Source organism: Pseudodesulfovibrio karagichevae (assembly GCF_041414475.1).
GTDB classification, from domain to species: Bacteria; Desulfobacterota; Desulfovibrionia; order Desulfovibrionales; family Desulfovibrionaceae; genus Pseudodesulfovibrio; species Pseudodesulfovibrio karagichevae.
This window is the reverse complement of record NZ_JBGLYH010000008.1, coordinates 85,997-99,101: the sequence shown is the minus strand read 5'-3', so window position 1 is coordinate 99,101 and position 13,105 is coordinate 85,997. Positions and strand designations below refer to the sequence as shown.

Annotated in this window: 10 protein-coding genes; 4 read left to right on the top strand and 6 right to left on the bottom strand. The window is 60.6% G+C overall.

Annotation, left to right across the window (positions count from 1 at the left end):
• The first annotated feature begins 116 nt into the window (after nucleotides 1–116).
• Nucleotides 117–356, top strand: a complete 240-nt coding sequence (locus AB6M95_RS04930) for a winged helix-turn-helix transcriptional regulator (protein WP_371385626.1) — start codon at nucleotides 117–119, stop codon at nucleotides 354–356.
• 690 nt (nucleotides 357–1,046) lie between these two features.
• On the opposite strand, the gene AB6M95_RS04925 is transcribed toward AB6M95_RS04930, so the two are convergent.
• From AB6M95_RS04925 to AB6M95_RS04900, 6 genes are all read right to left on the bottom strand, one after another.
• Nucleotides 1,047–1,946, bottom strand: a complete 900-nt coding sequence (locus AB6M95_RS04925; protein WP_371385624.1) for an AEC family transporter — start codon at nucleotides 1,944–1,946, stop codon at nucleotides 1,047–1,049.
• A 311-nt stretch (nucleotides 1,947–2,257) separates the two neighbouring features.
• Complete coding sequence (gene ilvD, locus AB6M95_RS04920) at nucleotides 2,258–3,913, bottom strand: dihydroxy-acid dehydratase (RefSeq protein ID WP_371385623.1); 1,656 nt, start codon at nucleotides 3,911–3,913, stop codon at nucleotides 2,258–2,260.
• A 124-nt stretch (nucleotides 3,914–4,037) separates the two neighbouring features.
• On the bottom strand, nucleotides 4,038–4,940 hold the full coding sequence (locus AB6M95_RS04915; protein ID WP_371385622.1) for a dihydrodipicolinate synthase family protein: 903 nt from the start codon (nucleotides 4,938–4,940) through the stop codon (nucleotides 4,038–4,040).
• Between the two features lie 108 nt (nucleotides 4,941–5,048).
• Nucleotides 5,049–6,464 carry a GntP family permease gene (locus tag AB6M95_RS04910; protein ID WP_371385621.1) on the bottom strand — a complete coding sequence of 472 codons (1,416 nt, stop codon included), beginning with the start codon at nucleotides 6,462–6,464 and terminating at the stop codon, nucleotides 5,049–5,051.
• Nucleotides 6,465–7,496: 1,032 nt separating this feature from the next.
• A complete protein-coding gene (locus AB6M95_RS04905; protein WP_371385620.1) occupies nucleotides 7,497–8,252 on the bottom strand; it encodes an IclR family transcriptional regulator in 756 nt (251 codons plus the stop codon).
• A 430-nt stretch (nucleotides 8,253–8,682) separates the two neighbouring features.
• On the bottom strand, nucleotides 8,683–9,468 hold the full coding sequence (locus tag AB6M95_RS04900) for a helix-turn-helix domain-containing protein (protein WP_371385619.1): 786 nt from the start codon (nucleotides 9,466–9,468) through the stop codon (nucleotides 8,683–8,685).
• 405 nt (nucleotides 9,469–9,873) lie between these two features.
• Between AB6M95_RS04900 and AB6M95_RS04895 the strand changes: the two genes are divergently transcribed.
• The 3 genes from AB6M95_RS04895 (at nucleotide 9,874) to AB6M95_RS04885 (ending at nucleotide 13,094) form a co-directional block, all read left to right on the top strand.
• The gene (locus AB6M95_RS04895) at nucleotides 9,874–10,269 is read left to right on the top strand and encodes a Rid family hydrolase (protein ID WP_371385618.1); all 396 of its coding nucleotides are present in this window, start codon (nucleotides 9,874–9,876) and stop codon (nucleotides 10,267–10,269) included.
• 28 nt (nucleotides 10,270–10,297) lie between these two features.
• On the top strand, nucleotides 10,298–11,434 hold the full coding sequence (locus AB6M95_RS04890) for an ornithine cyclodeaminase family protein (RefSeq protein WP_371385617.1): 1,137 nt from the start codon (nucleotides 10,298–10,300) through the stop codon (nucleotides 11,432–11,434).
• Between the two features lie 169 nt (nucleotides 11,435–11,603).
• Entirely contained in the window at nucleotides 11,604–13,094 is a 1,491-nt protein-coding gene (locus tag AB6M95_RS04885; protein ID WP_371385616.1) for an APC family permease, read from the top strand.
• Nucleotides 13,095–13,105: the final 11 nt, after the last annotated feature.

Here is a 13,105-nt window from a genome sequence, read left to right as displayed (position 1 = left end):
ACTCGACGAATCGGCGTCAATCTGGCATTGGCATGAATGTTCACTCGGTCCTCCTTTCGGCAATTGCGTCTTCGTAAACACAATTTGACCGATTAGGGCCGAGTGAACAACCTCCTATAACTTCACAGCTAACGCAGGCCTTGAGGCGACTGGAAAGAAATGGGTTAATCATACGCAGGGTGATTGCTACTTCGCCCGTCGCCGTAGAATACTCAATCTCCGAGCTTGGCAGAACGCTGCAGACACCTTTAGAGGCCGTCTTCACTTGGGCGATAAAACACCTGCCTCAAATCGAAGAAGCACGTAAACACTATGATACTAAAGCGGAACATCACGCTGCTTCTGGCGGCCGGTGATATCGGACGTTGGGAGCATACGGAGATTTCCTGAGATTTTGACGCAGAGAGCAGGGAGGGGATCCGGAAAATAAGTCCAAGCCACAACCCGATTGGGTGGGGTTGCAGGCAGGGATGATTCTGGTGCACCTCCCCATTTGCCTGCCTCATAATCTACGAAGCCATACGTGGGCAAGATATGAGAAGCATCGCTGCCCTCCATGAGTCTACGACGCAGACCTAGGTGCCCCCCTCCTTGCCGTCCGATTCGCCTCAACGCTACTGCAAAAATATGGATTGGCGTGGCAAACAGCACGATTGAACACAACTTCAGCGATGCCTTTGGCCTGAGCTTAGCAAAACTGTAAGACCCTCCGCCGTCCCATACGACTATAGTAAGAAAGTAACCACCCGAAAAATATAAATTTTCTGGTATACGCGCTGTATACCAAGGTGCGCCATTTTGCTGCCTACGACAAAATTATGACAAAAATAGTTAGTAATTTCAGCGCATATATTCCAGATAAGTTCTTCGTAATCAGTAGGTCGTCGGTTCAATTCCGATTCCTGGCTCCAACGAAAACAAGCGGTTATGGTTTCTCAGAAGTGCTTGTTTCATGCCCTGGCATACGCCCCAGCATACCAATCGGGGCAAGAGGACGCCCTGGGGAGGCCGGGCGCGCGGCGCAGGCTTCCGGTCGCCGCCTCTTGTCAGATGAGCCAGAACAGCAGCGGCAACGTCAGGAAGGACAGGAGCATGCCCGAACTGATGGTGGCGGCTGCCAGCTCCGGGGCGAGTCCGGCGGCCATGGCCATGGTGCCCGCGATCACCATGGGCGGCATTCCGGCCTCGAAAACGGAGACGTTCGCGGCCAAGGTGTCGAAGCCGAGCAGGCGGCATGCCGCCAGGGCCGCCAGGGGTGCCGCAATCAGCTTGACGAGTAGCGCGAAGCCCAAGGGCCGCAACGTTGCCGGGCTGAGCCGGACCTTGAGCTGGAACCCGATCGCCGTCATGACCAGCGGCGTGAGCATGGCCGAAAGGGTTTTCAGGAAGCCGAACACCGGTTCCGGGTATGACCAGGTGCGGAAGAGGCCCAAGCCGAGCAAGAGCGCCAAGGTGGGGGGAAAGAGGATAGCCTTGCGCGCGATCAGGGCGGGCCGGATCCGCATGTTGCTTCCGTAGGCGGCGAGGATCGCGGAACCGTAGACGGCGAAGATGAGCGTCGTCCCCACCTGATCGTATATGATCAGCGCCGGGAGGCCCTGTTCGCCGAAGAATGCCGTCACCATGGGAACGCCCATGAAGGACGTGTTTCCCATGGGCACGACCAGCAGCAGCACGCCCACCACTTCCCGCGACCAGCGGAAGACCCTCCCGCACCACAGGACCAATGCGGCGGAAAAAAGCAGCATGGCCCAGGGAACAACCGCCGGGAGCAGCATTTCCTGCGAAAACCGGATATGGGGAGCCTTGAGAAGGATGACGGCGGGCAGCGCCACATACAGCGCAAAGAGATTGAGCACCTGGGCGGTCTGGGCCGGGAAGACCGGAAGCCGCCTGAGCAGCCCGCCGATGCAGACGAACACACTGATGACGATGAAATTTTCCACTTTCAATCCTGACGTGTCGAAGTGACGGGAAAAACGGACCTGCCGAGACGGTTGGCGGCCGTTGCAGGGATCCGTCCGTCGAACCGCCCCGCCGTTGACCGGCGGCAGGCGGCCAAGCCACATCTGCCCAATAATCCCCGGCCCCGCAAGGGCACAATGCTCTTGCGGGGCCTGAATGTGTCGCAAAACCCTCCGCCGCCCTCCTGCGGGCGTCCGCCGAGGCCCTGGACGGGGGCTCGGACCCGGGCGGACGCCTTGTGGGGTGGGATACTGGGGTTTTCGCGTTGCCGTGAATCTCCCTGCGGGGAAGCCTAGCGCATGTACGCGCCTTCCATGGCGGAGACGGCGCTGTCGGAATACCGCTTGAGCACGCCACGCTTTTCGGGGCGCTCGGGCAGGGTCCAGTTCTCGCGCCGTTCGCCGAGGATCGCTTCCATCTCTTCGGGAGTCTTCTTCTCGCCTTTCACGCCGACCACCCGCAACGCCCGCTCGGGGATGTTGATTTCGATCAGGTCTTCATCCTCCACCAGGGCGATGGGACCGCCGTCGACCGCCTCGGGCGAGACGTGCCCGATGCACGGGCCGCTGGTGGCTCCGGAGAACCTGCCGTCCGTCACGATGGCGACCGTGCCGTTCAGGGTCTCGTCGTAGACGATGGCGTCGGTGGTCATGAACATCTCCGGCATTCCGCTGCCCTTGGGGCCCTCATACCGGATGACCACGACGGAACCGGGACGGATCTTGCCCGCGATGATGGCGGCCTGGGCATCGTCCTCGCTGTCGAACACGGCGGCCGGGCCGACATGCCGGTGCATGTCCGGCTTTACGGCCGCGTATTTCACGACCGCGCCCTTGGGGGCCAGGTTGCCGTCCAGCACGGCGATGGAGCCGCACTTGTCCGACTGCTCGGGGGTGCGGATGACGTCGTGCTGCGGGATGCTGTAGCTCTTCAGATGGCCGAGGCAGCGGTTGAAGAAGCCGTCCTCCTCGAGCATGGCCAGGGATTCGCCCAGCGGGCGTCCCGTGACGGTCATGACGTCCAGGTCGAGCTGGTCGCGGAGCATGTGCTGGACCATGGGAATGCCGCCCGCGAACCAGAACAGCTCGGCGGTGTATTTGCCGCTGGGCTGGATGTTGGTGATGTACTTGATCTCCTGCCCGATGGCGTCGAACTCCCTGGGGTCAAGCTCGAGCCCGATCTCATGGGCGATGGCGGGCATGTGGATATAGGCGTTGGTGCTGCCGCCGATGGCCGCGTGGACCTTCATGGCGTTGACGAAGTTCGCCTTGGTCATGATCTTGCGGGCGGTGATGCCCTGGTCGGCCAGATACAGGATCTGCTTGCCTGCGGCCCGGGCCATGCGGCGTATTTCAGCCATGGTCGCGGGCATGAGCGCGGTTCCGGGCAGGGCCATGCCCAGGGCCTCGGACATGCACTGCATGGTGCTGGCCGTGCCCATGAACTGGCAGGCGCCGCAGGACGGGCAACCCGTGAGCTTGTAGTCGCGCATCTCCGCGAGGTCGATGTGTCCCTTTTTCTTGCGCGCGGACAACGGCCCGGCCAGACCGGAGGTCGAATTGCCCGGGCCGGAGCGCATGGCGCCGCCCGGGATGTGGATGGTCGGGATGTCCATGCGCGCCGCGGCCATCAGGTGGGCGGGCGTGGACTTGTCGCAGCCGGACAGCAGGATCATGCCGTCCCAGGGAATGACCGAGGCGTGGATTTCCACCATATCGGCGATGATGCCGCGCGAGCAGAGGATGAAGTTCATGCCCTCATGCCCCTGCGCCCAGCCGTCGCAGATGTCCGTGACGTGGAACTTCGCCGGGCGTCCCCCGGCCTCGTAGATGCCAATGGAGGCCTCTTCGCTCAGGACGTCGAGGTGGTAGCTGCCGGGATGGCTGTCCCCCTGGACGTCGTCGACAAGGATCTGCGGTTTCTCGACGTCTTCCCGCGTCCAGTTCATGCCCATCATCAAGGCGTCGACCTGCGACCATAGATCTCGTACGCGTTCACATCTTTGTTTTGACAAAATCATATCTCCTTTTCTCATGGTTGAGAGTAGAATTGCGCGTCGGTCGGTTCCTCCCCTAGAAGCCCGCCAGCTTGAGGATTTCCGCAAAGCGCCGCTTGACGTCGTCGGTGGGCTCGCTGGCCGGGGCGGCCACGCCGGTGGGGATATCCACCCCGGTGGCGCGCACGCCTTCCTTCAACAGCCAGGAGAACGGGACATCCAGCGCATACAGCTGGGACAGGGTGCTCAGTCGCGGAAGCAGTTCCAGGAGGGTAGCCATGTCCTTCTCCTGGAAGGCCTTGTAGATGCCGCAGGTGATTTCCGGGGCGAAGTTCGACGTGCCGACAATGCCGCCGTCGCCGCCCAGGACCAGGGTCGTGAACAGGTATTCGTCGTACCCGCAGATGACCTTGAAATCGGGCCGTGCGCCCTTGGCCTGGATGATCAGGTCGCGGATGTGGCTGATGCAGTCCACGGTGTCCTTGATGCCTATCACGTTCGGGCAATCCCTGGCGATGCGCGTAACCAGCTCGGGCGACAGGTCCTTGCCGGTCAAGGCCGGGAAGTTATACATCAGCACCGGGATCGAAATGCTCTCCGAGACGGTCCGGTAGTGCCGGTACAGCCGGGCATCGCTCATGCCCTGGTAGTAGGGGTTGACCACGATCACCGCGTCGGCCCCGATGGATTCCGCGTGCTTGCTCAGCTCGACGACCTCCTCCGTGCCGCAGGCGCCGGTGCCGATGATCACCGGCTTGCGCCCGGCCACCTTCTTCACGCAGTACTCCGCGACCTTCTTCCGGGTGACGGAAGTCATCTGGGAGAATTCTCCCGCGCTGCCGAGGAACAGCAGCGCGTTGACGTCGCTGTCGACCAGCCGGTCTATGAAGACGCCCATCCCGTCGCTGTCGAATTCGCCCTTCTCGTTCATGACGGTGAGGACCGGCGGGATGACTCCCTTGAAAGACTCAAAAGACATTTGTTGCTCCTTGCTTGTGCATTGCATCGTGGCCAGGAACCTGGCCGGTTATATGTCCGTCCGGTGAAACCACCGGACGGACCGTTGTCGTCGAATGAAGTCAGCCCGCTAGATCAGACCCATGGACACCAGGATCGCCAGCGTGATGAAACCGATCACGCCGCTGACGGCGCGGGGAAGCGTCAGGTATTTCAAGCCCTGCGTCGTGTTCAGGTTGAAGAACTGCGTCATGATCCAGAAGCCGCTGTCGTTCAGGTGGCTGAAGATCATCGTGCCGCAGCCGATGGAAAGGGTGGCGGCCACCGGGGAGAGTCCCAGGGAATCCAGCATGGGCAGGATGATGGCGGCGGCGGTCAGGCCGGCGGTGGTCATGGAGCCGACGGCCGTCATCAGGATGGAGGCCGTGAGGAAGGGAATCATGATCGGGAGCAGGCTCGTGTCGGCCACCATGGTGCCGAGTTCCTTGACCACGGGCACGCTCTTGAGAATGCCGCCCATGGCGCCGCCCATGGCGGTGATGAGCAGGGGCAGCAGGGCGACCACGAGTCCGCGTCCCACCCAGGTGCCGAAAATGATCTGCCGCAGGCTCGCGCCGTCGTCACCCGCGGTGCGCAGGTGGTGGGCCTTGACCTTCTCGGCCTTGAGGTAGCCGAGAACGATGGTGAACACGACGCCCAGCAGCAGGGCCATGACCCTGTCGCCCACCGAGGTGAAGAAAGTGAGGGTCGCGCCGCCGTCCTTCATGTAGACCTTGGCGAAGGACGCGAAGGTGATGAGCACCACGGGAATGAGTACGGGCAGTAGGGCCATGAAGGCGTTGGGCAGCCCCTTCTCGTGAATGATGATGTCCTCGACCGCATCGGATTTGGCCGGTTCGATGCCGTCCACGAAATCCTCGCGCGGGTCGATCCATTCCTTGGCCGCCCATTTGCGCAGCACCACCCAGGTGCCGATGAAGGCCACGAAGGCGATGATCGTTCCCCAGAAGATGGTCAGCCCGAGGTCGGCGCCATACATCAGGGCAATGGCCAGGATGCCTGGAGTGGGAGGCACCAGGCCGTGGGTGAGGCCCAGGCCCATGCCGATGAAGGAGGACATGGAGGACATCGAAATCTTCTTGCGCTTGGACAGGATGGACGCGATCGGCGCGGTCAGGACCATGGTGATGTCGCCGAATACCGGGATGGACACGATGAACGCCGTCAGCGCCGGGGCGAGCTCGAGCGCCCGGCCGCGGAACAGGCGGGTGAAGAAGTTGCAGATGGATGTGGCCGCGCCGGTGTCCTGAATGCCCATGGCCAGGATGGAGCCCAGGATGATGGTGACGCCGATGCCCTTGAGGGTCCCGCCGAAGCCGGTGTTAATCAGATTGACGGTCTCGATGAGATTGTTGCCGAAGGCCAGGCCCAGTCCGAGGCTCGTCAGGAAGAGCGCCAAGACGGGGTGCATCTTGGCCTTCATGATCATCAGCATCAGGAAGACGATGGCGATCGCGAGGATTATCAAAAACAGTACTGGAGTCATTGCTTTCTCGTTTATTTTTGCCGGAGACGTTCAGCGGCGGGCGCCTCTGTCGGCGCGTCGATCCAGCCTTCCGCGTTCCAACGATTTGTATTTTCGTTCCATTCCATCGACAATGCTCACTGCCGAAGCCCGCGATGCGATACGCAGGGACCAACCTTTCGGCGATGGCGTGGGCGACGACAGGGCTCGCCGCCCTTTCGGCCCGATGGGCCGTTGTCCCGCTTCCGGCATCGGCGGACGATGGTTCTCATCTGTCCCGCCGACCGGGCCGGTTTCCTCCCACAGACTCGACAACGAGGGGCAGGAGCTTCCTTCCGGCGTGAAATCCTGAATGCACCGCTCCCGAGGGCGAGAGCCTCGTCGGAACCGTCTGCCGCCGGATTGGCAACCCGTCCGACACCCGGCCGATTCCGCCCCCGCGCCCTGCTCGTCGAAAGTTTCGGCAACGGTGGGAAAAATGCCGGTAGATATCAACCTCCAATCAGCGATCGTCCTCCTCCTTTCGAAATACGTGGCGGCTTCTCCGCCCTCGGTTGACGAATTCTCGTCATGAGGCCGCCGAGTTAAACCTCTTGAACCGCAACCGCTATGTGCGGCAATGCCGCACTTCATTCACACCAGGAATGAAAATCGTGTCTTCCAGGTACGGCTACGCCCGTGCAGCCGGATCAGCTGCTTGGAGCTCCACCCCACCATCCCGGACTTCCCGCAGTGGCAGCGCCGCTTTCCCGCCGCCCGGCCTCGCTTCGCCTTTCCGGCTACGAACGAGGATGCCAGCATGTACGATATTGCCGCACAGCGTTCACCTATATGGCGACACTTGCCTCTACCGTCAGCGCCGCCCCGAGCCCGCCCGCGAGTCGGGGCGGCTATCGCCTTCGGACGGATCACGGCGAGCCGGGTTCCGGCTTCTCACCGGCGTCACCAGCCCCTGCGGCCTTGAAAGTTCTTTTGGGCCGGGAACCGCGTACCGGAGTCTCACCACGTTGTGCGATATTATCGCACAACGTTCTCGCTACTAGCGAAAAAAAATTACATCTCGCCGCTGATCTGCTGCGCGGTCCAGGCGACCTTCTCCGAAATCCGCCCGACCAGCTTGGACGAGATGCCCGCCTTGGCCCCGGAGATGCTGATGGCCGCGACGACCTCGCCGTCGTGATTCCGGATCGGCGCGGCGATGCACATCAGGCCGGGCACGTGCTCTTCGTCGTCTATGCTGATGCCGCGCTCCCGGATGGCCTGCAGCTCCTGCCGCAGCTCGGCAATGTCGGTAATGGTGTTCGGTCCTCGGCGCTCCAGCGGCTGCATCTTGCTGAGCAGCCGCTCCAGCTTCGCTTCGGGCATGTAGGCCAGCAGGCACTTGCCGACGGCGGTGCAATACATCGGGTTTTCCGCTCCGATGGCCGACTGGATGAAAACGGCCTTGTCGCCGCGAATCTTATCAATATACACCACCATGCCGTTCCGTTCGACGGTCAGGTGAACGGTCTCGGAAAACTCCTGCACGAGTTTTTCCATGAACGGCTTGGCCCGGCTGGCGATGATGTTATGCCGCTGGACGGCGCCTCCCAGGCGGAGCACCTTGAGGCCCAGCGAATAGCGCGAATCACGGGGGTTCTGTTCCAGATACCCTTTGTGCGCCAGGGTGTTGATCAGACCGAAGGCCGTGCTCTTGCTCAAATCAAGCCGGCTGGCGATTTCCGTGACGCTGAGATCCCTTGAGCTTTCGAACAACTCCAGGATATTCAGCGCCCTTGCTACGGACTGTATGATTCTGCCTTCGGACATGGGACCCTCGCGTTCGACATTGTCGTACGACGTTTTGTTTTTTAAAGCTATAGCCCACGGAAAAACCCGTGTCAATCGGACCGGCCCCAAAAAAAGGGCCGGCCGGACGCAACGGCCCGGTTTCGCCCTCTCCATCTCAGCATATTCCTCGAGAAACACCGTCCCGGACGCCATGCCCTCGCCAGGCGGCCCGAGAGACTCGCTGACGATGAGTCCTGAAACGAAGACAAGCGGTTATGAGAAATCATAACCGCTTGTCTCGTGCCTGCATATGCCCCGGCATATGGATCAGGTCGCGGGGATGTCCCGGGGCGGAGGTGTACAGTGCAAAACCACCGTCATGCCGGTTTCAACACGACGCTGAGAACAGGGGCCGACGTCCGCCAATTTGAAACAAATCCAAACCGCAGAGGAAATCGGGACTCCCCCGCTACGCGCATGCCCCCAAGGCCTGGGCGGGGGTGCAAAGGGAGAATTCCCTGAATTCATTGATTAAATGCGCCTGGTCATAGTACCCGCCGTCCTGCGCGAGGTTGGCGTATGACAGTTCGTCATGCCTGCGGAGCAACCCGAAGCATCGTTGGAACCGCACAATACGGGAATAGAATTTCGGCGAGATTCCCACGGTTCGCGAAAACAGATTGCTGATATGGCGGACCGAGAAACCGGTTTCCTCAGCCAGTTCGCCAATCCTGATGTCGCCATGCGCCCTGTTGATCCTGTCGATCAGCGAGAGAACCAGGGCGGAGACTCCGGACCGCTCCCGGATGCGCTTTTCATGAAATTTTTCAAACAGCCGTATGCGCTCCCCAAACGATTCCGCCGTGCAGATGCGCTCCACCAACTCCTCCGCGCTCCCATACACGTCCCCAAGGGGAATGCGCTGGTCCGTGAATTGATTCAGAGGACACCGCAACAGTTCGTCCGCCGTTCCGGGGAAAAAACGAGCCCCGAAATACTGTAGCCCCGGCTCGAATTTCACCAGGGTCCCCTTCTTGACGGAACCGCACACCTGCGCTGCGGGCCGGCTGCCCGAACACTGGATGACAATGTCCACGGTTCCGTCCGGCACCGCGACAATGCTCTTACCGGTATCGAGTGCGACGACAAAACTGTAGTATTGGGCCAATCCCCTGTCACACAGAGCCAATCGAGAAACGTATGCTTTTGTCGACAGTTCGAAAAAGGGCTGTTCCGGCATGTAGGCTTTCTCCACATTCCACCTCCTGGCTGAGCAACTTCTGCAACAACAACGCCAGGACCAGGCCCTCCGAACGGCTTCTCTCCCCCGCCCCCGGGCAACCCTCCGAAAACACGTCAGTTTATTCAGCCAGATCTTTTTTGGGCCTCATTCAATATCCGCATTTGTTTTACATAAACGTTAGAATAAGATGCGGCACTAGTCGATGATTGTAATACTTTGTATGATTTTGTTAAAAAATCAACTTTCAGCATGTCGCCACAAATCGAACAACTAGCTGAAATAAAAGTAAAAAACAAAATTCCTTTTCGACAGCCCGCCCGGTGTGCCGCGCACAGTTCCGTTTTTTCCAATATGACCCTGCGGTTTTCTGTTCAACAGGAGTTGACCGTACAGCTCAGCTTGCAAGGAGACAGCATCATGCAACGTATCAACTATTCGTCCGGAGCGCCGTTGGAAGACATCGCCGGGTACTCCCGAATGGTGAAAGTCGGGGACCACGTCTACATCGGCGGCACTACCGCGGTACAACCGGACGGGACCGTGGCCGGGGAGACCGCCCGGGAACAGGCGGCATACATATTCACCAAGTTCATCGATCTGCTGGGTCAGGCGGGAGCCAAGGCTTCGGATGTCATCAAGGTGAAGGCCTACGTGACGGACATGGCTCTGGCCCCGGAGGTGGGCGCGGCCTACAGCGAACGATTCAAAAGCATACGGCCGCTCTTCACCATGGTTGAAACCCCCAAACTGAACCGTCCGACTCAGCTTGTCGAGATAGAGCTCGAAGCACACATCGGATGCGAACTCGATTAACACTCTTATCCATTCGGGAGACAAGACAATGGCGAATCCCAAGATAGATTTCCTGTACCTGAACGAAAACGACATGATCGAGGCGGGCGTGACCGATATGGCCGGCTGCGTGGACGCAATGGAAGAGATGTTCCGCCTGCTCAAGATGGGCGACTTCCGCATGGGCGGAGCGGGCAACAACTCCCATGGCGTCATGATGGTCTTCCCCGAAGAGTCTCCTTTCCCGAACATGCCGCTGGACGGCCCCGACCGGCGGTTCATGGCCATGCCCGCATACCTGGGCGGCCAGTTCGATATGGTCGGGATGAAATGGTATGGATCGAACACCGCCAACAGGGAAAAGGAACTGCCGCGCTCCATTCTGATGCTGACGCTGAACGACAAGGACACGGGCGCCCCGCTGGCCTACATGTCGGCCAATATCCTCAGCGCCTACCGCACCGGCGCGATCCCCGGCGTCGGCGTGCGCCATCTCGCCCGCGAGGAAAGCCGGGTCGTGGGCATAGTCGGCCCCGGCGTCATGAGCAAAACGGCTTTCGACGCCTTCATGGCGGTCCGCCCCGGCATCGAGCGCGTCAAGGTCAAAGGACGCGGCGAGAAATCCATCCGCAGCTTCATCGACTACGTCAAAGGCAAGTACCCGTCCGTAACGGCGATCGAGGTCGTCGACAGCATTGCGGAAGCCGTCCGCGATGCCGACATCGTCTGCGTGGCCACCTCCTCTCCCACGGGCGACGTCAGCAAATACCCCTACATCGAGGAAGAATGGATCAAACCCGGCGCGGTCATCTGCTGCCCGGCGGCAGGACGCTTCGACGACGACTTCATTCTCAATCGCGCACGCAACGTCGCGGATTACGTCGGGCTTTACGAGGCCTGGGCCGAAGAGATGCCGTATCCGGCCTATCACACCGTCCCCATCCCGGCCGTGCACTGCATGGACCTCATCGCGGATGGACGGATGGGCAAGCATCAGCTCCAGGACCTGGGCGACATCATCACGGGGAAACTGCCGGCGCGCGGAAGCGACGACGAAACCATCATCTATTCGGTCGGGGGCATGCCCATTGAGGATGTGGCCTGGGGAACCACTGTTTACCGCAACGCATTGAAGAAAGGCATAGGCACGACGCTCAACCTCTGGGAAAAGCCCTTTCTGGCCTGAGGCCGCCCCCGGAAGAGGCAACCAGGGCGAACTCATTGCGATAACGCTCCATGCCGAAGGGACCCGGGTTCACCCGACCCGGCGCAGCGCATGAGCCGCATGGCATGATTCGGCCCGAGACGGCAATCGTCACAGCCAACTGGCAATACTTATAATCTTGGAGTGCAGCATGAAAACGGAATTACGGAAGACACTCGGCTTTTACTCCTGCTTTTCCGTAGCGGTGGGACTGGTGGTCGCTTCCAGCACCCTGGTATCGCTCGGCCAGGGCATGGGGTTGGCCGGCGGCGGCTTTGTCTTCGCCATGGCCACCGCCTGGATTCTGCAACTCTTCTCGGCCCAAAGTTATTCGGAACTAGCCTGTATGATGCCCCATGCCGGAGGACTCCGTTCATACACCAAAGTCGCGATGGGGGCCCTGCCCGCCATGGCGGCGGTCATCCTGGCGTACGTCATTCCCAACATGGTCGCCGCACCGGCGGAGCTGGCCGTGGCCGGAGCGGTCATCACCGAAACCTTTACCCCCGGAATCCCGCCCATCGTATGGGGCGGCCTGCTTCTGATCGTGCTGACCGTGACAAACGTCATCGGTGTGGACATTTTCGCCAAGCTGCAAATCCTGTTCACGCTGACCATGATGATATCCATGGCGTTACTTGGGATCATCGGCCTTACCGGCATAGGCACGCTCCCGGCCCCGGTACTGCCGGAGCAGCCCTTCAACCCCATGGGCATGGGCGTCTTTGGCCTGACCGCCCTGGCCATCTGGCTGTATATCGGTATCGAGTTCGTCACCCCCATGGCCCAGGAGACCAAAAAGCCGGAAAAGAACATTCCCAAAGCCATGTTCTACGGCCTGCTGGCCATCTTTTGCGTCAACCTCGTCTATGGATATGCCTCGCTCAAGTACGTGCCCGCCGAACAGCTGGCGAGCTCCAACCATCCCCACGTCGACATGGCGCTGGCCATGCTCGGCAGACCCGGCATGATCTGGATCGCCATAGTTTCCATCTTCGCCAGTGCGAGCACGATCAATACGGTCATCGGCGTCGTTCCCCGCATGCTCTACGGCATGGCCGTCAGCCGGGAACTGCCCAGGGTGTTTCGATCCATCCACCCGCGCTTCCATACGCCCTGGATCGGCATCCTGTTCATGGCCGGAGCCATGGGGCTCTTCTTCTTCGGCGGCATCCACAAGGCCCCGAACCTGATCATATACATCCTGGCGGCCTGCTGTTCCTGGCTCTTCGCCTATATCATCGCCCACATGGACGTCATCATCCTCCGCCGCCGCTACCCGAAGCACAAGCGCCCCTACAAGACCCCGTTCCATCCGATTCCTCAGATCCTCGGCTCCCTGGGTATGGGGTACGCCATCGTCAACATCGCTCCGGTACCGGAAATGGAGAGCACCATATTCCGCCTGGTCGCAATCATGGTCACCGGCACCCTCCTCTACGTCGTCCTGTGGCTCCGGTTCGTCGTCAAGGAACCCATGTTCCGCCCGATGGACATCCAGGCGGCCCAGGAGGAATGGGGCCTGGTGGAAAAAGAGCTCTACAAGAACGGCATACCGGCCACCTTTGTCATCAATCCCGGCTGCGGCCCGAACTGCGGCGCGACCAACCCCAAGCCGGCTGCCGTCTCAACCAACGAATAGCCACAAACAAA

Bases quoted from the DNA above. Each gene is read 5' to 3' on its own strand.
- ilvD (WP_371385623.1), bottom strand. From the start codon at position 3,913: ATGAACTGGACGCGGGAAGACGTCGAGAAACCGCAGATCCTTGTCGAC.
- AB6M95_RS04915 (WP_371385622.1), bottom strand. From the start codon at position 4,940: ATGTCTTTTGAGTCTTTCAAGGGAGTCATCCCGCCGGTCCTCACCGTC.
- AB6M95_RS04910 (WP_371385621.1), bottom strand. From the start codon at position 6,464: ATGACTCCAGTACTGTTTTTGATAATCCTCGCGATCGCCATCGTCTTC.
- AB6M95_RS04905 (WP_371385620.1), bottom strand. From the start codon at position 8,252: ATGTCCGAAGGCAGAATCATACAGTCCGTAGCAAGGGCGCTGAATATC.
- AB6M95_RS04895 (WP_371385618.1), top strand. From the start codon at position 9,874: ATGCAACGTATCAACTATTCGTCCGGAGCGCCGTTGGAAGACATCGCC.
- AB6M95_RS04890 (WP_371385617.1), top strand. From the start codon at position 10,298: ATGGCGAATCCCAAGATAGATTTCCTGTACCTGAACGAAAACGACATG.
- AB6M95_RS04885 (WP_371385616.1), top strand. From the start codon at position 11,604: ATGAAAACGGAATTACGGAAGACACTCGGCTTTTACTCCTGCTTTTCC.